This is a genomic window from Pelagicoccus enzymogenes, from assembly GCF_014803405.1.
GTDB lineage: Bacteria > Verrucomicrobiota > Verrucomicrobiia > Opitutales > Opitutaceae > Pelagicoccus > Pelagicoccus enzymogenes.
On the sequence record NZ_JACYFG010000040.1, the window covers coordinates 95,228 to 114,926 of the forward strand.

14 protein-coding genes are annotated in these 19,699 nt (G+C 57.5%); 5 read left to right on the forward strand and 9 right to left on the reverse strand.

Annotated elements, in window-relative coordinates:
* Nucleotides 1-46: 46 nt before the first annotated feature.
* Nucleotides 47-559, reverse strand: a complete 513-nt coding sequence (locus IEN85_RS16820) for a hypothetical protein (protein ID WP_191618267.1) — start codon at nucleotides 557-559, stop codon at nucleotides 47-49.
* 123 nt (nucleotides 560-682) lie between these two features.
* The gene (locus tag IEN85_RS16825; protein WP_224772693.1) at nucleotides 683-1,609 is read right to left on the reverse strand and encodes a branched-chain amino acid transaminase; all 927 of its coding nucleotides are present in this window, start codon (nucleotides 1,607-1,609) and stop codon (nucleotides 683-685) included.
* 78 nt (nucleotides 1,610-1,687) lie between these two features.
* Between IEN85_RS16825 and IEN85_RS16830 the strand changes: the two genes are divergently transcribed.
* Nucleotides 1,688-2,836, forward strand: coding sequence for a hypothetical protein (locus IEN85_RS16830; RefSeq protein ID WP_191618269.1), 1,149 nt, complete (start codon nucleotides 1,688-1,690; stop codon nucleotides 2,834-2,836).
* A gap of 1,209 nt (nucleotides 2,837-4,045) precedes the next feature.
* Here the strand turns inward: IEN85_RS16830 and IEN85_RS16835 are convergent.
* A complete protein-coding gene (locus tag IEN85_RS16835) occupies nucleotides 4,046-5,671 on the reverse strand; it encodes an RNA polymerase sigma factor (protein WP_191618270.1) in 1,626 nt (541 codons plus the stop codon).
* 315 nt (nucleotides 5,672-5,986) lie between these two features.
* Between IEN85_RS16835 and IEN85_RS16840 the strand changes: the two genes are divergently transcribed.
* Both IEN85_RS16840 and IEN85_RS16845 read left to right on the forward strand, forming a co-directional pair.
* Nucleotides 5,987-6,559 carry a CIA30 family protein gene (locus IEN85_RS16840; RefSeq protein WP_191618271.1) on the forward strand — a complete coding sequence of 191 codons (573 nt, stop codon included), beginning with the start codon at nucleotides 5,987-5,989 and terminating at the stop codon, nucleotides 6,557-6,559.
* Between the two features lie 121 nt (nucleotides 6,560-6,680).
* Complete coding sequence (locus tag IEN85_RS16845) at nucleotides 6,681-7,943, forward strand: acyltransferase family protein (RefSeq protein WP_191618272.1); 1,263 nt, start codon at nucleotides 6,681-6,683, stop codon at nucleotides 7,941-7,943.
* 188 nt (nucleotides 7,944-8,131) lie between these two features.
* On the opposite strand, the gene IEN85_RS16850 is transcribed toward IEN85_RS16845, so the two are convergent.
* On the reverse strand, nucleotides 8,132-8,302 hold the full coding sequence (locus IEN85_RS16850; RefSeq protein WP_191618273.1) for a hypothetical protein: 171 nt from the start codon (nucleotides 8,300-8,302) through the stop codon (nucleotides 8,132-8,134).
* A gap of 261 nt (nucleotides 8,303-8,563) precedes the next feature.
* Between IEN85_RS16850 and IEN85_RS16855 the strand changes: the two genes are divergently transcribed.
* Nucleotides 8,564-9,412 (forward strand): rhomboid family intramembrane serine protease, encoded by an 849-nt coding sequence (locus tag IEN85_RS16855; RefSeq protein WP_191618274.1) that lies wholly within the window; start codon nucleotides 8,564-8,566, stop codon nucleotides 9,410-9,412.
* Nucleotides 9,413-9,633: 221 nt separating this feature from the next.
* Entirely contained in the window at nucleotides 9,634-14,685 is a 5,052-nt protein-coding gene (locus tag IEN85_RS16860; protein ID WP_191618275.1) for a fibronectin type III domain-containing protein, read from the forward strand.
* Between the two features lie 235 nt (nucleotides 14,686-14,920).
* On the opposite strand, the gene IEN85_RS16865 is transcribed toward IEN85_RS16860, so the two are convergent.
* The 5 genes from IEN85_RS16865 to IEN85_RS16885 all read right to left on the reverse strand — a co-directional run bounded on the left by IEN85_RS16865 (nucleotide 14,921) and on the right by IEN85_RS16885 (nucleotide 19,592).
* Nucleotides 14,921-15,091 (reverse strand): hypothetical protein, encoded by a 171-nt coding sequence (locus tag IEN85_RS16865; protein WP_191618276.1) that lies wholly within the window; start codon nucleotides 15,089-15,091, stop codon nucleotides 14,921-14,923.
* 122 nt (nucleotides 15,092-15,213) lie between these two features.
* Nucleotides 15,214-16,599 carry a GTPase/DUF3482 domain-containing protein gene (locus tag IEN85_RS16870; protein WP_191618277.1) on the reverse strand — a complete coding sequence of 462 codons (1,386 nt, stop codon included), beginning with the start codon at nucleotides 16,597-16,599 and terminating at the stop codon, nucleotides 15,214-15,216.
* Complete coding sequence (locus IEN85_RS16875; RefSeq protein WP_224772694.1) at nucleotides 16,596-18,140, reverse strand: DUF2868 domain-containing protein; 1,545 nt, start codon at nucleotides 18,138-18,140, stop codon at nucleotides 16,596-16,598. Before IEN85_RS16875 ends, IEN85_RS16870 begins: the two co-directional genes overlap by 4 nt.
* Nucleotides 18,141-18,225: 85 nt before the next feature.
* Nucleotides 18,226-19,146: a glutaminase gene (locus IEN85_RS16880; RefSeq protein WP_191618279.1), complete on the reverse strand. Its 921-nt coding sequence runs from the start codon at nucleotides 19,144-19,146 to the stop codon at nucleotides 18,226-18,228.
* 275 nt (nucleotides 19,147-19,421) lie between these two features.
* On the reverse strand, nucleotides 19,422-19,592 hold the full coding sequence (locus tag IEN85_RS16885; protein WP_191618280.1) for a hypothetical protein: 171 nt from the start codon (nucleotides 19,590-19,592) through the stop codon (nucleotides 19,422-19,424).
* Between the last annotated feature and the right edge of the window lie 107 nt (nucleotides 19,593-19,699).

The following is a 19,699-nucleotide window of genomic DNA, read 5'->3' on the forward strand; positions in this document are numbered from 1 at the left end:
TTCCCCTACAAGAGTTTCTAGGTAGACTGCCGAAGACGGCTGCAGCTTAGTCGCCGCCGCCTCCGCCATCTCCGCCGCCGTCACCACCGCCAAAGCCACCGCCTCCACCGCCCGCGGGAGGTGGATTGAGCGCTTCCATGTCGTTTTGGTTGATGCGCTTGAGCGTCTTCATCTGCTTCTCGTCCAAGAATTCAGCAAGCGCCTTTTCCTGCTTGTTCGCCCACTGGCGAATCTCGCGGCGGGCCACTTTCTTTTCCTCGGGATCCTTGCTCTTGCGGAAGTTCGCCACCAGCGGAACCCGCTTCACATAATACTGCGTAAGGATCGAGTTCAGCTTTTCCTGCTGCTCAGCGGTCGGCTTCAGTTTTTTCTCGGCTTGGGTGACCTGCTTCTGGATCGATTTGATCAGGTCCGCCTTTCGCTTCTCCAAAGCCTTGGCCTTTTTTGCATCTGCGGGTGAGAGGGCTTTCGTTTGCTCTGGACTCGAGTCTTGGGCGAGCAGAGCCGTTCCGCCACACGCCAAAACCATGACGGCAGCAAACAACAATCGTATTTTCATTAAGGTAACTTCCTCTCGAAACGATCCGTTCCAAACACCGTGTCTGCCGCGATCGCCGAGGCCGCCAATGATGCGTCCTACTCTCCAAAAATCAAGCGGGATCGTTGGAGGAAGAAGCTTGGTTTATCCGTAAATTTCCACTTTTTCCAACCAGCCCTCCGTATCTTCCGTAGATCCGTCGAAGAGACCAAAGAACGCATTTTGTAGTTGCTCGGTAATGACGCCCCGTTTTCCGCTCCCTACCGGCAAGCCGTCAACAGAGCGAATCGCAGCAATCTCCGTGGCAGTTCCCGTCATGAACACCTCGTCCGCCACGTAGAGAAGCTCGCGCGGCAAGCTCTCCTCGCGTATCTGGTAACCGAGTCGCCGCGCCAGATCCATGGCAATCCCTCGCGTAATCCCCGGCAAAATAGCGGCCGTTATAGGCGGCGTGTACAGTACCCCGTCCCTCACTACGAAAATGTTCTCCCCGGCTCCTTCGCTCAAGTGCCCCGAAGCGTCGAGCCCGATTCCTTCGGTGTATCCATGGCGATGCGCTTCCATGGTGATCAGCTGCGAGGACAAGTAATTGCCTCCTGCCTTGGCCATGGTCGGCAAGGTATTGGGAGCCACTCGCGTCCAGCTGCTCACACCCACGTCTACTCCATTTTCCAGAGCCTCCTCGCCTAAGTAAGCGCCCCAGGGAAACGCCGCTACCGTGACTTCCACCGGATCCGAATTGCCAAACACCGTCATCGGACCGTAGCCACGGAACGCAAGCGGCCGCACGTATGCAGACTTCAACCCGTTCGCCCGAATCACCTCGTGGCAGATTCGCGTCAGCTCCTCCTGCCCGAAAGGCATCGTCATGCGATAAATCCGAGCCGAGTCGTAGAAACGCTTCAAGTGTGGCTGCAAGCAAAGGTAAGTCGGCCCCTCATTCGTATCATAAACCCGAATACCTTCGAATACCGAAGAGCCATAGTGCAGCGCGTGCGTCATCACGTGCACCGTTGCCTCTTTCCAAGGGATCAATTTTCCTCCGTGCCAAATGAATTCCGTTTCTTGCATAAACATTCTCTCGCCTTAGCCTAGCAAGAAGTCAAACCCGCCCGTTCCCCAGTCGAGCAATCGCTCCCACAGCCTCCCATGTTTTCCTCGCATACGAACATACAATCCATCCGCTCCGACTTTCACCTGGAAGCGATGATGCGATACAGCCAGTTCGCTCCGCGACTCTACAACCTCTGTCGCTCGCTCGGCTTCGAGAAGGGGAACATCATGCCTTCGCGAGCCTTCTGCTCCGACGAAAGCCAAGGCTTTCCCATCATTCTCATCGCGAAACACTTCGGCGCCTTCCCCTTCAATCACGGCCGCGCAGGAGGAGTGGTCGCAACCACACGCCACGGTCCCCACGCCCACCACGGAAAAGACCTCGTCCTCATTCATGCCAGCCACGTCGGTTACGATGCCCAAAATAAAAGCTTTGGCCACTACTGTCGCCTGCAAACCGCTGACAACGAGATGTCGACCACCTGCGGAAAAGTCGGACACGTCATCTCCTGGTACCAACGAGAGTACGCCTTCGCCCAAAGCCAGATCCGGCTCTGCTACGAAGACGACAGGCCGAGCCTACGCATCGACAACCAGCTGCTAGACGATACCCGAACCGAAGGGATAGCGCTCGACCTCGACAAGATGGTCGCCCGAAAGAACGGACAGCCCCACCTGCTCAAAACGCTCAGTACCTCCCGGATCTACGCAGCGGCAGATAGCTTCTTCCAACAGTTTTCTGCGAAAGATTGGCCGCGCGAAACCCCGCGCGAAATAGGGAAAAGCCTAGCTCCAGGACTATTCTTCTTCCGCAAAGCGATCCCTTCCCACGAACAACTAGAACGCAATCTCTTCAATCCGATGCCGTGGATCGTGACGGCCCCATCCCCCATCCTCCTCGCCGCCCAATTCAACACCCAAGCCGAATTCGACCGCACCTACCGCAGCATCCTCAAAGAACCGACCTACACAGGTAAACGGCTCTTGTTCGTCTCCTGCCTCAACATCGACATCTCTCCTCAACCCGGGCAGCTCTTCCCCCTGACCAAATGCATCCCATGGGCCGCGTATTTCCAAGACGGCCAAGGGCAATCCCAAACTCTGGAGCAGGCCGAGCTCGTCGAACTCCTCCTGCAACAAAGCGGCGACAACCCAGATGCCATCAACCTAGAGGACGCCATCCAGAAGATGGTCGAGGCCGAGGAGATTAAAATCCCATTCCCCAAGTCCGAAGAGGAACGCTGAACTTTTGCCTTCCGATCGACTCTGGTCGATTCGAAGCCCGAGGTCGCCGCCTAAGCGTCGCTGTTTTAGAAGCGCCCAGACGACACTCGAGGAATTTGGGCAAAGTAAAAGCCCGCCAGAGCTAAGCTCTGCGCGGGCCTCTTTGACAGCAGGAGTACCCCTACTCCTATATCGCTGTCTGTGTATGTTTATACCCCAAAAAAAACTGTTTCGAAGCTTGGCTTCTATTCGGTTTCAACCTCTCGGTTGGCCAATGCGAGAACTATACGAAATTTCTGCCATAATTGGAAATACTTCATTCCACTAGCACCCATAGGATTAAGCTATACCTATTCAAATTCACCTATAAGCGTCTCACAAATAGAGATTTAAAGAACTACTTCTAGCTTCAATCGAGATTAAAAAGTTCCTCTTTTCGCCAAAAAATCCAGTTCCGCAGTCGAGCGGCCGTCTCACCAGGCCGCGTTGCAGGGGGTTCCCGTGGCCACGAGAAAGCTCGGAACCTCAACCGACAGCCCAGTCAAAACCCAGCACATCCCAGCAAAACCTTCCGACCAGCGCGTTGAGACTGTCCGATAAATCGAGTTTTTGTTGGGTTGGACCTTGGTCCAGACCGCGTCCCGCTGTGAAACGGGTTTGCGCTGCGGTCTGCAGCAAGCTGCCCCTGCTCAGAAGCGGCTAGTGTCCTGTCACGCATCCAATGTCGCATGCGACGTAGCGCCGAGCTTCAGCCAGCGACCGCAGAGATCAAATCCTGCAGTGCGGGCGCCGGCTAAAGCTCGGTGCTACGTTTGATGTATGACACGTCACCAGTAAGCTTTCTGGGACAGTCTCTTTAAAAGCTGCTCGAGCCTGGTATCGATCCTAAGCCCGGACGGCACTCGAGGAATTTGGACAAAGTAAAAGCCCGCCAGAGCTAAGCTCTGCGCGGGCCTCTTTGACAGCAGGAGTACCCCTACTCCTATAACGCTGTCTGTGTATGTTTATACCCCAAAAAATACTGTTTCGAAGCTTGGCTTCGATTCGGTTTCAACCTCTCGGTTGGCCGATGCGAGAACTATACGAAATTTCTGCCATAATTGGAAATACTTCATTCCACTAGCACTCATAGTTATTTCCTATACTACGCCACCATTCAACTCAAATCCCCTTAGGGCAGCGCGTTACAAACCTTACCCCCTGGGTGGCGAACCCTGAAAAAAGCCCTTGTTAGTTGCGCTTTTTGCCATAACGCTTCCGCACGCCCTTGGCGTAGAGCATCACGGGCACCAGCACGAGCAGGGCGATCAAGCCCAAAACGCCCACGTAACTGGCCTCCAAGGCTCCTAGTCGCGTCAGGGTCGCGGCCGCCTCGTTGTTTACTTCCGCAGCGATTGCGACCTTTCCGATCGCCGCCTCCGGTGCGATCGCGAATCCGCCCGCCAAAGCCGTATCCCCACCCAGAGCCGAGAGACTGGCGAAAGCATTCCAACCGATGGCTGCCGACCCGAAGGCCACTGCTCCGATTGCAATCATGCCCAGTCCCACTACGCCGAAACCGACTGCTCCCACGGTCAAAAAGCCGACCGAGACGATCCCCACGCTGATCGGCGCCACCACAAATCCGCCCCAAGCGAAGAGCAAACCGTAAGCCTGCTCGCCCGCTGCGATCCAACCGAAGACGGGCTTGTCCCCTTCCTCCGTCTTGGCGAAACGGATATGCACCAGCGGTACGCCAAAAAGCGACCACGGGCTCCTGTATTCGCGAGCCTTCGCCCCCTTTTGATCCCTCTCCTGCAAGAACTTTTCCGGTTGGGCCAATCTCTCCTCAGCCCGCAGCTTGCGTGAATAAGCGAACATCTTGCGCGTCATCCAACAATAAAAGGCCGCGGTTCCCACGACCACTACTTGGGCAAGCCAGGCATAGTATCCACTGTTCTCATACGATTTTCCGCTTAGCCAAAGCAGAAAAAATACCCCGCCCACATAGGCACCCGCTACCGCAAAAAAGGATATGACCGCGCGGATCACGTCGCGCCGCTCGCGTTCCGTACGCGACTGGTCAAGGCTGGCTCGCAAGGCGAACACACTGCTGATCAATCCGGAAAAGGTTCCTAGAAACGCGACCACGCTCGCCCACTTTCCCCAAACGCCCAGCTTGGCAGCTACCACGCCGACGCCTGCGGCCTTGGCGGGCGGGGCGATGGCAGCCGGCAAAGCCGCCAGTACTCCCATGGTGAATACACGCCCCGGAGAGCTCCGGGCAAGCGAGTCTTCCACAAACCCCATCATGCGCTCCTGCAGCATCTTGCGCCCGCGGGACAAACGCTGCTTAACCGCGCTTTCCGTAAGGTCCAGCTCATAGGCGACGTGCTCAATCGACTGGTGTTCACGGTAATAGAGCACCAAGGCTTCACGATAATTCTCAGGTACCCGTTCCAAGGCTTTCCATAGCAAAGCCTGCTCCTCTTCTTTCATTGCTGACTCCTCAACCCCTACTGCTTCTGATTCCATGTTCTCCAAGGCTTCGCCCGACTCCGCTTCAAACACCGGTTGCCGCGCGTCCTTGCGCCGGTGGTGGCTGATCTTGAAACGCAAGATTCCGCACAACCAAGACTTCAGCTTCTCCGGTTCCCGCAAGCTACTCAGCTTCTTCCACGCTTCGATAAACGCTTCCTGAGCCACCTCCTCGCTCGCGCTCAAATTGCCGAGCGACGAATAGGCTACCGAACACAGCAAGCTCTGGTAGCGAGTGACAATTTTTCCAAACGCCTGCCGGTCTCCGCCAAGGCAAGCGACAACCAGCGACGCGTCGCTGGAGTCTAAATAAGTTGGGTTTTCCTCTTCGGTATTCATGGGCTTCTGAAGACAAGTGCCCCCGTTCATCACAAAGGTGACAAGAAATCTGAAAAAAACAAAAGATTCGTCACCCAAGGAAAGTCCGATGCCCCCGGGCCTTCTGCAGGAGTGCAGCCTTCAAGCTCCACTCTAATAAAGAAGCGCTCGCCGCCGCCCCCTCCCAACCGAGCTGCGACCTTCCCTCCTTTTCTCAAAAAAAAGAGCAAAAAGCTGTCACCCCTCCAGCGCGAGCGGGCACTTAACTGCGAACAGCAAGAGCTCCCAGCGAAACGCGGCGAGCGAAACAAAAAAACATCCTGGAGAAAACCCATTATGAATTCACTCAAATCTCTCATTGCAGGCCTCAGCCTCATCGCAACCGCCTTCAGCGCCAACGCTACCCAAAGCCTCGTCGACGACTTCAGCGACTCCGAAGCGAACAGCCTCGGATTCCCGCGCCTTTTCGCCGACGACACGGCGGCCGGCGGCAAGACCACCACCGACTACCAAGTCAGCGAGGGAACCCTTTCCGCCAAAGGCAACATCCAGCCTCCGCGAGGCCAACCGGGTTGGGCCAGCGCCGTCTTCCTGCTCGAAGCAAGCGGCCAAGCTCAGGACCTCAGCCAATACCAAGGAATCCAGCTGAAGATCCGCATCAAGAAAGGCAATCTCTCGATCTCGGCGAACAGTTCGGAAGTCACCAACTTCGACTACCATGCAGCACCCATCGCTCGCAAAGCGGGCGACGCGTTCCAAGAAGTCAAAATCCCCTTCGACAGCATGCGACGAGCCTGGTCGGAACAGACAAAGCTCAACACCAAGACCATCGCCAGCCTCAGCCTCGTCGCTTACGACATGCAACCCGGAGCCTTCGATTTCGAAGTCGAAGAAATCCGATTCTACTAATCGTATTACGATTTTAGATACACCTTTGTAAAACGTAGGAAGCGGCCTTGTCCAAGACACTGAGCCTATCGAATGTGTGCCGCGATACAAAGCCGCTTCCCCGCACCCCAAATTCCAAGCCATGCAAGCACCCGCCAAATCCGACCGCCTCTACTACCTCGACGCCGTACGAGCATTCGCACTTCTGCTCGGCATCGTATTTCACGCCAGCCTTTCCTTCACTCCCATGTTTATCGGATGGGCCGTCATGGACATTTCCACCAGCCCGCTGATTTCAATCTTCATGATGATCAGCCACTCTTTCCGCATGGAGCTCTTCTTCCTGATCGCCGGCTTCTTCAGCCACATGACCTTCCACAAGCGAGGATTCAGAGGCTTCGCCAAATCCCGCCTCACCCGCATCGCCATCCCTTTCATCATCGGCTGGTTTATCCTCTACCCGCTCATCGTCAGCGGCTGGGTCATGGGCGCCGCTAGCCTGCGAGGCGACGTCAATATCCTCGAAGGCCTAAAAGTTGGTTTCCAATCTTTGAATACACTGCCATCCGGCATCCTAGTGGGCAGTCACCTCTGGTTTCTCTACTACATCCTGATTATCAGCGCTGCTACCCTTGCGCTTCGTGGATTAGTAGCCCTCTCCCCCAAACTGCACACTCGCCTCGTCTTTCTCGCCGACCGAAGCAGCCAATGGTTGGTCCAATTCAGATTTCGCCTCCTCCTGCTTTCCGCTCCGATCGCATGCGGAATCTGGTTCATGAGTCATTGGGGAATGGATACGCCCGACAAGTCGCTGATTCCCCACCTTCCCACTTTCTTCATCTACGGCGGATTCTTCGTTTTCGGTTGGTTTCTGCATCGCCAAGCACACCTGCTCGAAGCGCTGAGCGCCCTAAGCTGGACCCGATGCTTCAACTGCCTCGGTAGCATAGCCGCCATCATTGGACTCGCCAAATTCGAGGGCGACTACACCCACGAACACTACGCCCTCTTCAAATCCGGCTTCGCCTTCGCCTACGCCTACACCATGCTTAGCCTCGTCTTCCTATCCATTGGACTTTTCAAGAAATATTGCGACCGCCCCAACCGGCTCCTGCGCTACATCGCCGACTCCTCCTACTGGCTCTACCTCGTCCACCTGCCCGCGGTAGTCTGGCTGCAAGTCGCCTTCGCCGAACTCCCCTTTCACTGGTCCGTCAAGCTGATCGCCATTAGCAGCCTTACGGTCGGCCTTTCCCTGCTCGTCTACGACCTGCTCGTTCGCCCCACCCTTATCGGCAAGACCCTCAACGGCGCCCGCAAGAAGTCGCGCCTGTTACGCCTGGCGCTTCCCGACGACAAACGCTCCGCGAGCCCTCCCGCCTTCTCCGACAAACCCACAGCCTAAAAGCGACCACGGAATCCATTCAGACACAACAAAGCCCGCGCCGAGCTAAGCTCAACGCGGGCTTCCTATCGATAGCGGGACTACCCCTAATCCCATCTGCTATCTAGTATGTATGTTACCCCAAAAAATTCGTTTGTCGGGTGGGACAGGCGCTCCGCGCGTGTCAGCCCTTCCCGACTGACTAGCGCCTAGTAAGCGCGCTTTTTCGTTTCGAGAGTCGCCATGGCGGCGAGCCCCGCTCCGACGAGTACTACAGCAGCCATAATTCCCAGGTTCGGGACGACGACTGCTGCGAGTCCGATCACCGCTGCGGTGGCGGCGGTGGCTTCAATCAACTGTGTCTTGTTTACTGTGTTCATCTGTCTTCTTTCTGTTTCTGAGAGGACTATACGATTATTCGGCTATAATGTGAAATACTTGTATTCTCTACCATCCATAGCCTTTTCCTATGGAAAGGGCTCCATAAAACTGCCTCCCCCTGCCGCCAAGCAAGCGGGCGTCCACGGGCAATACGTATCCAGATTTTCCTACATGCCCAGCCGGCTCGTCCGAAACGCTCCCCGTTTGACACTGGCCTCCCCGCCTCTAGGTTTCCCTCCACGCTGCCGCGCCTACCTGCCATGAATTTCAATCCAGTCCGTTCCACTCATACCCACCGCCCGCTTTTCTACCTTGGGAAGATTCCCATGGACGCGACCAATACCCTTGTCGCCCTCCACGCCCTGACCGCGCTCATCGTCACTTTCGGCTCCGGCTGGGCTGCCGCCACTTGGTTCAACGAGCTCGTCTATTCGGCCGCGGCGGTAAAAGACCTTCGCATCTGGACCCTGCTTACCTACCCCTTCGTGCACGGCATCGACCTCTGGTTCGCTATCGGTCTCTACTTCTTCTGGCGTTTCGGCGGTGAGGTGGAAAACCTTCTGGGCACCAGAAAGTTTATCTGGCTCTACGCCGCCCTGACAGCCCTGCCAGCATTGGGACTGCTCGCCCTTTCACCCCTCATCGGCGACCTTCCGCTCATCGGCGAAGGCAGCGTGCACTTCGCCATCTTCGTGGGCTTCGCCCTCATCTATCCTAGCGCCCCCATGTGGTTCAACATCCAGGTCAAATGGTTCGTCCTGCTGATCGTTGGCGTGCAAACCTTGCAGTACCTTGGCTACAAGTCCTGGGGCAACCTCGCCGCCCTCTGGCTCTCGATCCTAACCGCCTTCATCATCTTGCACCTCGAGGGCGTACGTAGTTGCCACGCCATGACGGATTGGATTCAGGCCAAGCTAAACATCAAGATCGTCACCAAATCCAAAAGTCAGCCATCCCGGAGCAAGAGCGTCCCCTCCATAACCCGCAGCAAAAAGATCGACGACATCCTCGACAAGATTTCCCGCACCGGCTTCCAGAGCCTCACGGCCGAAGAACGAGCCGCCCTCGACGAAAGCAGCTCCCGCTACAGCAACCGCAAAAAACGCTGAACAGGAGCGACCGCGGTCCTGGTTCATGCCTTTCCAACCAACCCGCGGCGAGGAGAGATCTCCCACCATCAGGGCAATCCCCAGCAGCAGTTTTCAAAACTTCGCTAAACGCGCTACGCCCAAGCCACAATCCGACCTTATAGACTCTAAAAGCTGAGTATCCCCGCCAAGGCGCCGAATACCTAGGGGTACCAAAATCGGTAATCCCGAACTCAGTTTTTATGGCTCACAAACTTCTGGCGATCCTCCTTACCGCTACGCTTTCTGCTAGCTCGAACCTACTCCTAGCCGGCTCCAATCCGCCCCACCCCGAAGGCCTCCTGCTGCGAGGATTCGAGTCCGAAGCCGCCTTGAATCGCCGCGGCGACCAAGCCGTGCTCAACGGCGTGCAAACCACCGTCCGCATCGACGCCGCCGGCGAAGTCAGTTCCTCCGCGTCCGCCGCCGACCTCGCGCCTCTCGTCGGCTGGTACCGCGACCGCGGCCAATACTACTCCGCCTACGCCGACTTCGGCCCGGGCATCGGCAGCGCCATCGGCTTCACCGACGCCATCAGCTCCGCAGGCAAGACCCTCACCCTCGACGGCGACGCGTCCAATCCCAGCATCTTTCTCGACGAAACCTACCAAGCCATCCTCACCGTAGCCAAAGCGTACGTCGACGCTGGAGTGGACGCCATCCACTACGACACCGCATGGGTCACCCTCGACGCAGGACCCTTCGACGCCGCCACCCTCGTAGCATTCCGCGACTGGCTAAACGCCCGCTACGACGAAACCACCCTGCAAAGCTACGTCGACTCCAGCTACGACGATGCCACCTTCGACTACGGGGCCTTCCTGCGATCCGAAGGAGTCACCGCATCCAACTACGCCACCGCGACCATCGACGGCGTGAAGCTCGGATCCACCAAGCATTGGCGTCTCTGGCAAGCCTTCCTCCGCTACAAGGAACGCGAAGTCATCGCCACCCTCGTCGACGAGGTGAACACCTACGCCCAGAGCGAGATCGGACGCGAAATCGGCTTCTACTTCAACCGCTACGGTTTCATCAATCGCCCTGCCGATCGCTGGTTCCTCGCGGAATACGCTTCCGGCGACCTCGGCGAAACCCACTTCGGCGGTCAATCCTGGGAATACGCAGACGGCTACAACCTCGAGCCCGTCTTCCGCGCCAACCTCAAAACCTACGACAACCGCTTCGAGCCCTGGAACGCTCCGCCCGCCACTAACACCGCCGTACAAAGCCTCTTCCTAGCCGAATCCATCGCCAACAACGGCGTCGCCACCTGGGAAGACGCCTACCCCGCCACTGCCCCCATCGCTCGTCTCGCCAAGCAATACGAGGACCAGCTCGACCACACCCCTCTCAGCCAAGCCGCCATCTTCTATCCGCTGGCCACCGCCCTGCACACCGAAACCCTGCAAGTCGGCCCCGACCCTGGGCTTCTCGGCGGCGACCACTACTGGTATCTAGGCCTTGGATACATCATGCAAGAGCTTGAGATCAACTACGACGTGGCCTTCGGCGGCGACGGTCTCGGCATGCCCGACACCTTTGCCACCGAGGATATCAGCGACTACGCAGTCGTCTTCGCCTCGGAAGCCATCCAAGTGACTGACAGCCAGTTCACCGAACTCATGGACTACGTCAACAATGGCGGAACCCTCATCGTTTCCGGAAGCAACGTCTTCCGCTACGACGCCCTCGGCAATGACAAATCCTCCACCCGCTCCTACGACAGCAAAACCTGGAGCCAGCTTTTCGGCTCCGTCGGAAACACCAGCATCGGAAGCGGAACCCTCAAGGTCGTCAGCCTCGATCCTTGGGGAAGCACCGGCTACACCGACCAACCGAGCTCCTCCAACCTCACCACCGCCTTGGCAGGCTTCGAAGCTGCCTTGCCTAGCACCCTCGAGCGCGTCACCAACGCGGCGACGGGCGATGTTCGCGTCCTCAGCTACGTGGACAGCTCCGACTACTCCCGCGTGTACCAACTCCTCAACTACAGTTTCAACGGATCCGGAACAAGCATCACCTCCCAGAGCAACTTCACGCTCACTTTCCCCACTCCAGCCGAATTCCCCAGCCCGACCGAATACCAATCCGAATCGGTCGCCACCTACGTCGCTTCCGCTGACAGCACGCCCACCACCCTCGCCATCACCGACCTCGAAAACGGTTTCTCCCAAGTCACGATCCCCAGCCTCAACTACTGGGGAATCCTCCGTATCGGATCTGCCATTACAGAACGCGACCACCCAAACATCGCCCCTATCGCCTACTTTGACTCTCTCTTCAGCTACGAAGTGTTCAATTCCACAGAAACGCGTAGCCTGACCTATAGCGCCTTCGACGACGACGAAATCACCCAACTGCAAGTCTACTACTCAAAGAAAGACACCGGTACGGGCGAGTTCGGAGCTTGGACAGCCGACCAGATTATCGCAGGAAACGGCTCCAATGAGATCGTCGATGCCTCCGTCGATTATACCCTTCCCTCCGAGGGGCACTTCCGCCTCCAAATAGTCGCCACGGACAGCGACTCAGCGAGCAACGCGCTCCTCGGCGACGACGCTTTCGACACCGAAGTCGGCTACGACACCACTGCCATGGACCGTAGCAGCCTCGTCGTAACACCGCTGCACGGAACCGCCAGCGGAGCTGTCATCACCTCTCCCCTCACCCCGAGCTTCACCTTCACGGGACACAGCGACCCCATTTCCGGCTACGGCCAATACAACTGGTCCTGGAACAACGGGGGCAACACCATCGACGGCGGCGGCAACCCCCTCACCGAAAGTATCACCTTAGACTCTATCCCCGCAATTGTGGAAGGCGAATACGGCGAATACGGCCTTAGCCTCCGCTTCCAAAACGGAGCTCAGATCTGGGACGATTCAGAAACTGAATACACCCTCATTTACACGATTGCACCCACATACGACGGTGCAGAAGTCAACGAATCCACTACCAGCGGATCCAACGTCGACTTCACTCTGGACTATACCAGCGTCTACGGAGACGTATCCATCCAATGGTACAAAGACGACGTCGCCATCGACGGGCAAACAGAGGGCACTCTCAGCCTCTTCTCCGTAACCTCCGACGACAACGGCACCTACCACGCCACCATCGCCAACCCAGCGGGCGAAATCACCTCCCCCGACTTCAACCTCACCGTAAGCACTCCCCTCGAAGTCACCCAACAGCCCGCAGGAGCCATCCTGAACGAAGGCGAGTCCTTCTCCGTCACCGTGGAAGCCCGCGGCACCGGTACCCTTAACTACCAATGGACGCTCGAGGGCGTCGACATCCCCGGCGCCACCAGCTCCACCTACAGCGTCAATTCCGCCGTACGCGCCACTCACCACGGCCACTACCGAGCGCGCATTACCGACGACCTTACCTCCATCACCAGCAACGGAGCCTTCGTGCAAATTAGCAACCAACCCGGCGGCGGAGGAGGAGGAGGCGGATCTACGCCCACCGCTCCTAGCAATCTGAACGGCAGCGACAACGGCACCGATTCCGTCACCCTCACTTGGCAGGACAACTCTAACAACGAGACCGGCTTCGCACTCGAACGCCGCCAACAAGGCACAGACAATTGGATTTCCGTATCCGGAGCCATTCCCACCAACAACACCCAATTCGTGGACGCTACCGACATCGGAAACGACACCTACGAATACCGCATCAAAGCCACCGGCAGCTCCGGCGACTCCAGCTATTCAAACGTCGCCGCCGTTAGCCGCTCCTCCGGTCCAGGACCGCTCGCCGCACCCACCAGCCTCTCCGCCAGCGACAACACCGCTCACGTGAGACTCGAGTGGACCGACAATGCGACCTCAGAAACTGGATACACCATCGAGTGGAAGCTCCAATCATCCAGCACCTGGCAGGTATTCGCAAACATCGGAGCCAATTCCAACGCCTTCACGCATCCGGTCAACATCGGCAGCGACACCTACGAATACCGCGTCAAAGCCACCAACAACGGTGAAAGCTCCGACTACTCCAATGTCGCCTCCGTTTCTCGCGAAGGTGGAGGCGGGGGAGGAGAAATCACTCCGCCAGCCGCCCCCGCCAACCTCGCCGCCGAGGATAAAACCAGCAAGGTAACCCTCACTTGGGACGACCTCTCCAACGACGAAACCGGCTTCTCCATCCAGCGCCGCAAGCAGGGCGATCAAACCTGGAGCCAGCTCGCCACCACCGCCGCCAACGTCACCACCTACAACGACAACCTCGACATCGGAACCGACTCCTTCGAATACCGCGTTGCGGCCGACAAGGGCGAAGTCGCATCCGGCTACTCAAACGTAGCGACGGTAAAGCGCGAAGGAGGAGGAGAAATCACTCCGCCAGCCGCCCCCGCCAACCTCGCCGCCGAGGACAAAACCAGCAAGGTAACCCTCACTTGGGACGACCTCTCCAACGACGAAACCGGATTCTCCATCCAGCGCCGCAAGCAGGGCGATCAAACCTGGAGCCAACTCGCCACCACCGCCGCCAACTCCACCACCTACGACGACAACCTCGACATTGGAACCGACACCTTCGAATACCGCGTCGCCGCCGACAAAGGCGAAGTCGCATCCGACTACTCAAACGTAGCGATGGTCTCTCGCCCCGTATCCGGCTCCGACATACATCTGATCGCCATCGTGAACGGTCCCGTGAAACTGGAGCTCGATCTCAAAACGACAGATACTGTGGAAACGCTCCGCAACGAGATCGCGAGCGCCTTGCAAGCCTCCGGCGACGAGCTGCAGATATTTCTCGGTGCCAGCGAACTCGCCACGCCGAGCCAATCCCTCGAAGACGCCGGCTTCGCGGATGGCGACCAATTCACCGTCACCCGCACCGAGGACAGCGCCAACAGCAACTACACCAGCTGGCAGCTCGCCCACCTCGGCAATACCCGCGAAAACCGCCTCCCGCACGAAGACGCGAATCACGACGGAATCGCCAACCTCCTGCACTACGCCTTCGGAAGTTCGCCCACCGAAATCGATCTGGTCGCCAATCACGTGAACATCGAGCTCACCGCAACCGGGTTCTCCGTAAGCTACCACAGAAACAAAAACGCTAGCGGCATCACCCTCGAAATCGAAAGCTTCAACTTCGAAACGGAAGCCTGGGAAACCCTCAGCTCCCTCAGCGAGACCACGCAAGACACCGCCGAAGCGCACATCGAGAAAGTCACCGTGCAGTATCCAGTCGCCACCGACGGCCAGCTCATGCTCCGCCTCAAGACCGGCTCCTGACGGCATTCCCGTGCCAGGGGCGAGGTTTACTCCTCGCCCGCGCCAACCCATCCATTTCTCAAAGCCACCTTCCCTTCCAGAAACAACAAAGCCCGCGCCGAGCTAAGCTCAACGCGGGCTTTTTTCGATAGCGGGACTACCCCTAATCCCTATCTGCTATCTATTTTGTATGTTACCCCAAAAAATTCTATTCAGGTGGTGCGGCTCGTCCCGAGACGCCCTCCCGAAAGGTCGCTTAGTAAGCGCGACCCTTGCTTTCCAAGGCCGCCATGGCGACCAATCCGCCGGCGACGAGGCCGACTGCTGCGAGAATCCCGGCAGCGGGGATGATCACGGCCGCACCTGCGAGAATCGCAGTGGCTGCGACGGTGGCTTCGATGATCTTAGTAGTAGTGAGCGTTTTCATTTTCTTAACTGCTTTGTTGTTGGACATGCTTACTATACGAACAAATCGCCATAATTGGAAATACTTGTTACCTCTACTTTTAATAGGAATATCCTATACGAACCCCGCTCTCCTCTCACGGATCAGCCCAAGGCATCGACCAACAACTGACGTAAGGCAGCCCCGCTTGACTCCAAATCCTCAGCCTTGCCGCCCTTGACCGCCTTCACGAAACGCGTCGCAATCTTTAGCTGCTCCTGCCCCCAGCTGGAGCTCAGCCCCGCCTTTCCGTCCGCGTCATCCAAGCTCACGCTCGCCTCTTGCCGGGCATGAGCCCAGTTGGAGACGAACTGGGCGTACAGGAAAAATCGATCCAACTGCACGAAAGGAAACTGGTCCGAAACGTTCGGCCCTACCGTCACCTTCAAGCCGCCCAGCGGCAGCTGCTTGATCTTGGCCCTCGCCAAATCCTTCCCCTTCCAGAGGGCCGAGCCCGCCCCGATCGCAGCTCCCAGCGACGCAAACACGCCAAAGGTGATGCCGCCCGCCGCCAAGTCGGCGCCCACGCCGATCCCCGCTCCCAGCAAGGCTCCCGCGATCGCCAGTTGTTTCTGGGTCAATCCCAGCGCCTGCCAAGCCCGCTCCGAAAAAAGGTCCTCCGCCAAGATCGAATTTTCCGGCAGTTCCACCGCCACTTTACGCACCGCGTAAATGTCCCGCACCTGCTCGCGAAAGCGCTTTTCAATTTTCTCCAGCTTGGATCGATATTCGTCCTCTAAGCGACGCTTCTCCAACTCCGCCCCGCTCTCATGTTCCAAAAAAGAACTACAGCTGCACCGCAACGCTTGCTCGAGATGCTCCACCATCGCCTCCGCGGCCCGCTCCGTCGAACGTCGCCGGTCCATACGAACCAGTTCCACCGCCTCGCTCAAGGCAGGCTCCCAATCTTGGTCGATACTCTTAAGCGCCTCCAAAAGTTCGATACGATCCAAGTAGCGTGCCGTCTGCGCATTGAAGGTGCGAACCGAATTGAAATGCTGGCGGAACGCCGTCTTCCAACTTTGCAAGAAACGGCTCTCATTCGACTTGGGATTGATGATCGCCATGCGCGGCTTGGCCGTTAGGCGCAAGATCTCCATCTCTGCCGTGTCCACTGCGGTCATCGGTCGCGAGGCATCCACTACGTAGAGGATGCCAGCCCCCTCCACGATAGGGCGTAGCAACTCGCAGTCATGATGAAAATCGGGATCGCCACCATGCGTCTCAATAAAACGCTCCACTCGGTCCTCCCCCACACCCTCATTTTCCCGAAACCACTGCAAGGTGGCCTGCGGATTCTGAAACCCAGGCGTATCCACAAACTCGATAATCGTACGCTCGCCCGCTTTCAAATCGAAGCGTTGTTGCTGAACCGTCTCTCCTGGCGTGGGACTGATCGCTACCGCGTCGTTCAAGGAGAGGGTCGCCACGATCGAAGACTTCCCTTCGTTGGGATGGCCGATAATTGCAAATCGGGGTAAGCTTTTCATACGGCTGGATTGTCTAGGATTAAATAGGGATCGCCCAAGCGGAGCACAAAGGAACGCCACGCCTCCGCGTACTGCTTATCCGGATGCAAGGAGATCTCCTCTTCCGCAGAGGCAGGAATTCCCAGCAAAACGATTTTCAGCAAGCTGCGCTTATCAAGTTGAGCCCGCAAGGCTTTCACTTGACGTTCGATCTCCCGGATCGGCGGCATCCAACTTTCGAATACAAGCGCCAGTTGAACCTCGCTCCCAAGCTCCGCTGCCGCCTCCGCGATCTTGCCGTTTTGATAAGTTTTCACTTCCATCTTACCTTCCCAAAGCTGCCACCTCTCCGCCAAACGCAATCGCAAGGCTTCCAAGTCGAAAGCTTCGCCCAGCTCGCTCGAGCAGAGACAGCAGACTCGTCGGATTCGGCTCGCGTCCTCCCCTGTAATCTCCACGCGGGGCTCCAGCCCTTCAGCCCCCTGAGCGACTTTCTCCGCGTCGAAGCGAGGAGAATCCGGCCTCAAGCGCTGCAGCAAACGTTCCGCCGAGGCATTGCTAAAATCATAGCGGGCCAAGGCCGCACGTAGCTGCCACTTGCCCAAAAGATAGAAAAGGATGCGAGGTAAAACCCCATACGTCAGTACGCCAAGAGCCAAAAAACGCCACCATGCCGCGAGGTCCTCGCTTTCCAGTCCACGTATCCCTTCTTTCAATACGATCCGACTACCCTCGATTTGCTGCAGGTCAGGATAGCCTTTCCCTTCGCCATAGAAAGCAGACCACGGCGCCGCAACCCAGCGAACAAGCTGGCTCACCGAATCTGCCTCCGCATTCAAGGTCGTCTGCCAACCGAAAGCTCGGTCCGAGAAAACCACCGATACCAGCAGGGCCGCAAGCACACCGAAATTAAAAAACAAAGCCGCCGCCTGGATCTTGGAAAAAGCAAGCCACTTGGCAGCGTTTCCATGCAAGGCCAGCGAACGCCGTGCCGCACCTGCCCATTCCGCCGCGTCCTGCCGCTGCTGGCCCGACAAGAAGCGAGCCGACAAGCTTTGCAATCTCGAAAAAATCGCCTCCAACACCCAGCGAGTCGCCCGAAACAAAGGTCCGAAAGCTAGGCGCTCCCGCCAAGTTCGCGGCAAAACGAAAACCATTATCAACCCCGCTGCCAGCAAGGCCTGCAGCAAGACGAAAACGCTGAAGAAGGCAGAAACGTTGACCGGCGCTTCGCCAGTGTAAGCCAAAGCGCCCGTGGCCGCTGCCAATCCAAGCAGCAAGCCGCCCGCCCCCAGCAACTGCCCCGCCACCCGCAGCGAGTGCAACACGCTATCCGACGCCAGCTTGATCTCCGGAGCATCCGCCAAGCGAGCCCTCAACCACGCCAAAGCGATCTCTCGACGCTTCCCACCCGCCAAAACCGAAGCCTCAATCCGCGTCTCCGCATCCTGACGCTTCAAGGTCTGCCAATCCAGGCCCTCGTCTTTCGCCAAAGCGCACTCGAAGCCCACCAATTCCTCCAAACGCCACTTGGCAGATCCCCCTTTTCCTAAGTCCTTCATCTTCATGCCCATTACCCCAGATTCTACCCTCGAGGTAAAGCCCGCGTTACCGCCTATTCAAGGGCAGCCACCCGCTGACCTCGACTCAAAAAATCGCCAGGTTGGTCTTCGTGGTAAAGCGCTCCAAGGACTCGATTCCCAAGACCGAATTGCCGTACTTGTTCAAACGCGGACTCCAAACCGCCACGCTCATGAAACCGGGCACCACCGCCACGATGCCGCCACCCACTCCGCTCTTGCCGGGCAAGCCAACTTGGTACGCGAAGGCTCCCGCCTGATCGTAAAAGCCGCAGGTCAGCATCACGCTGTTCAAGCGCTTGCTTTGGCTAGCAGTCAAAAACCGGCGGCCGCTGTAGGGGATCACTCCGTCGCTGCACTGAAAGCTAAAGCTGCGGGCCAAGGTCCTGGCGCTCATCGTCAAGGAACACTGGTAGCAATAAAGCTCGATCACGTCCTCCACCCGATTCCTCAAATTGCCATGTGACTTCAAGAAATGGGCGAGCGAATAGTTCGTATGGCAGGTCGCCATCTCTCCCTTCGCCACCTCCACGTCATAGTCGATCGTCTCGTCCCCCGCCAACTCCCGCGCCAGCTGCAACAAGTGCCCCTTCGCATCGTCGTAAAGGCTCAGTAGTTCGTCTGCCACTACAATGGCGCCAGCGTTGATAAACGGGTTGCGCGGCTTGCCCATCTCCCTTTCCAGCTGGAAAAGCGAGTTGAAAGCGTTGCCGCTCGGCTCCACTCCCACCCGCTCCCAAAGCGACTCTCCCTTCTTTTCAATCACCATCGCCAAGGTGATCGCCTTGGAAATGCTCTGGATCGAAAACACCGTATCCACCGCTCCCACACCATGGCACTCCTTTCCCGGAATTTCCGCGAACATGGCATACTGGTCCGGATCCACCTTGGCCAAGGCAGGGATATAGTGGGCCACCTCGCCCGACTTTTCCAGCTTCCCCACCGCATCCGCGATCTCGCGCAAAACCTCCCCGTAGTCCGTCCTCATACCGTGCAACATCGCCCCTAGCCTATCGCTCAACGCCCCCGAACACGCAAACATCGAATCCCAGCGCGAAAAAACGCCCCTTGGAACCTCGCGACCAGAGCCGCATAGCATCCAGACGCAAAAAAGCCCGCCTGAGCTAAGCTCAGCGCGGGCTTCCTTCGATAGCGGGACTACCCCTAATCCCTATGCGCTATCTATTTTGTATGTTACCCCAAAAAAATTGTAATCCAGGTGGCACGGCCACTCCGTGGGCGTCTTCCTACCTGGCGTGTCGCTTAGTAAGCGCGCTTCTTGGTTTCCAATGCGGCCATGGCGACCAGCCCCGCGCCGATCATTCCAGCGACCCCGAGTATACCCGCGATCGGAGCGATTACCGCTGCAGTTGCGATCACTGCCACTGTGGTAAGTGTGGCGCCAAAAAGCTTGGTAGTGTTAAGTGCGTTCATCTTAGTTCTTCTTTCTGTCGTTGGACATACTATACGGCATTCCCTGCGATAACGGAAATACTTGTTAGCTCTACATTCCATAGCCTTCTCCTATACATAGAACGAGC

Excerpts from the sequence above, each read along its gene's own strand:
- IEN85_RS16820 (WP_191618267.1), bottom strand. The coding sequence starts at position 559 with ATGAAAATACGATTGTTGTTTGCTGCCGTCATGGTTTTGGCGTGTGGC.
- IEN85_RS16825 (WP_224772693.1), bottom strand. The coding sequence starts at position 1,609 with ATGCAAGAAACGGAATTCATTTGGCACGGAGGAAAATTGATCCCTTGG.
- IEN85_RS16830 (WP_191618269.1), top strand. The coding sequence starts at position 1,688 with ATGTTTTCCTCGCATACGAACATACAATCCATCCGCTCCGACTTTCAC.
- IEN85_RS16835 (WP_191618270.1), bottom strand. The coding sequence starts at position 5,671 with ATGAATACCGAAGAGGAAAACCCAACTTATTTAGACTCCAGCGACGCG.
- IEN85_RS16840 (WP_191618271.1), top strand. The coding sequence starts at position 5,987 with ATGAATTCACTCAAATCTCTCATTGCAGGCCTCAGCCTCATCGCAACC.
- IEN85_RS16845 (WP_191618272.1), top strand. The coding sequence starts at position 6,681 with ATGCAAGCACCCGCCAAATCCGACCGCCTCTACTACCTCGACGCCGTA.
- IEN85_RS16850 (WP_191618273.1), bottom strand. The coding sequence starts at position 8,302 with ATGAACACAGTAAACAAGACACAGTTGATTGAAGCCACCGCCGCCACC.
- IEN85_RS16855 (WP_191618274.1), top strand. The coding sequence starts at position 8,564 with ATGAATTTCAATCCAGTCCGTTCCACTCATACCCACCGCCCGCTTTTC.
- IEN85_RS16860 (WP_191618275.1), top strand. The coding sequence starts at position 9,634 with ATGGCTCACAAACTTCTGGCGATCCTCCTTACCGCTACGCTTTCTGCT.
- IEN85_RS16865 (WP_191618276.1), bottom strand. The coding sequence starts at position 15,091 with ATGAAAACGCTCACTACTACTAAGATCATCGAAGCCACCGTCGCAGCC.
- IEN85_RS16870 (WP_191618277.1), bottom strand. The coding sequence starts at position 16,599 with ATGAAAAGCTTACCCCGATTTGCAATTATCGGCCATCCCAACGAAGGG.
- IEN85_RS16875 (WP_224772694.1), bottom strand. The coding sequence starts at position 18,140 with ATGAAGGACTTAGGAAAAGGGGGATCTGCCAAGTGGCGTTTGGAGGAA.
- IEN85_RS16880 (WP_191618279.1), bottom strand. The coding sequence starts at position 19,146 with ATGAGGACGGACTACGGGGAGGTTTTGCGCGAGATCGCGGATGCGGTG.
- IEN85_RS16885 (WP_191618280.1), bottom strand. The coding sequence starts at position 19,592 with ATGAACGCACTTAACACTACCAAGCTTTTTGGCGCCACACTTACCACA.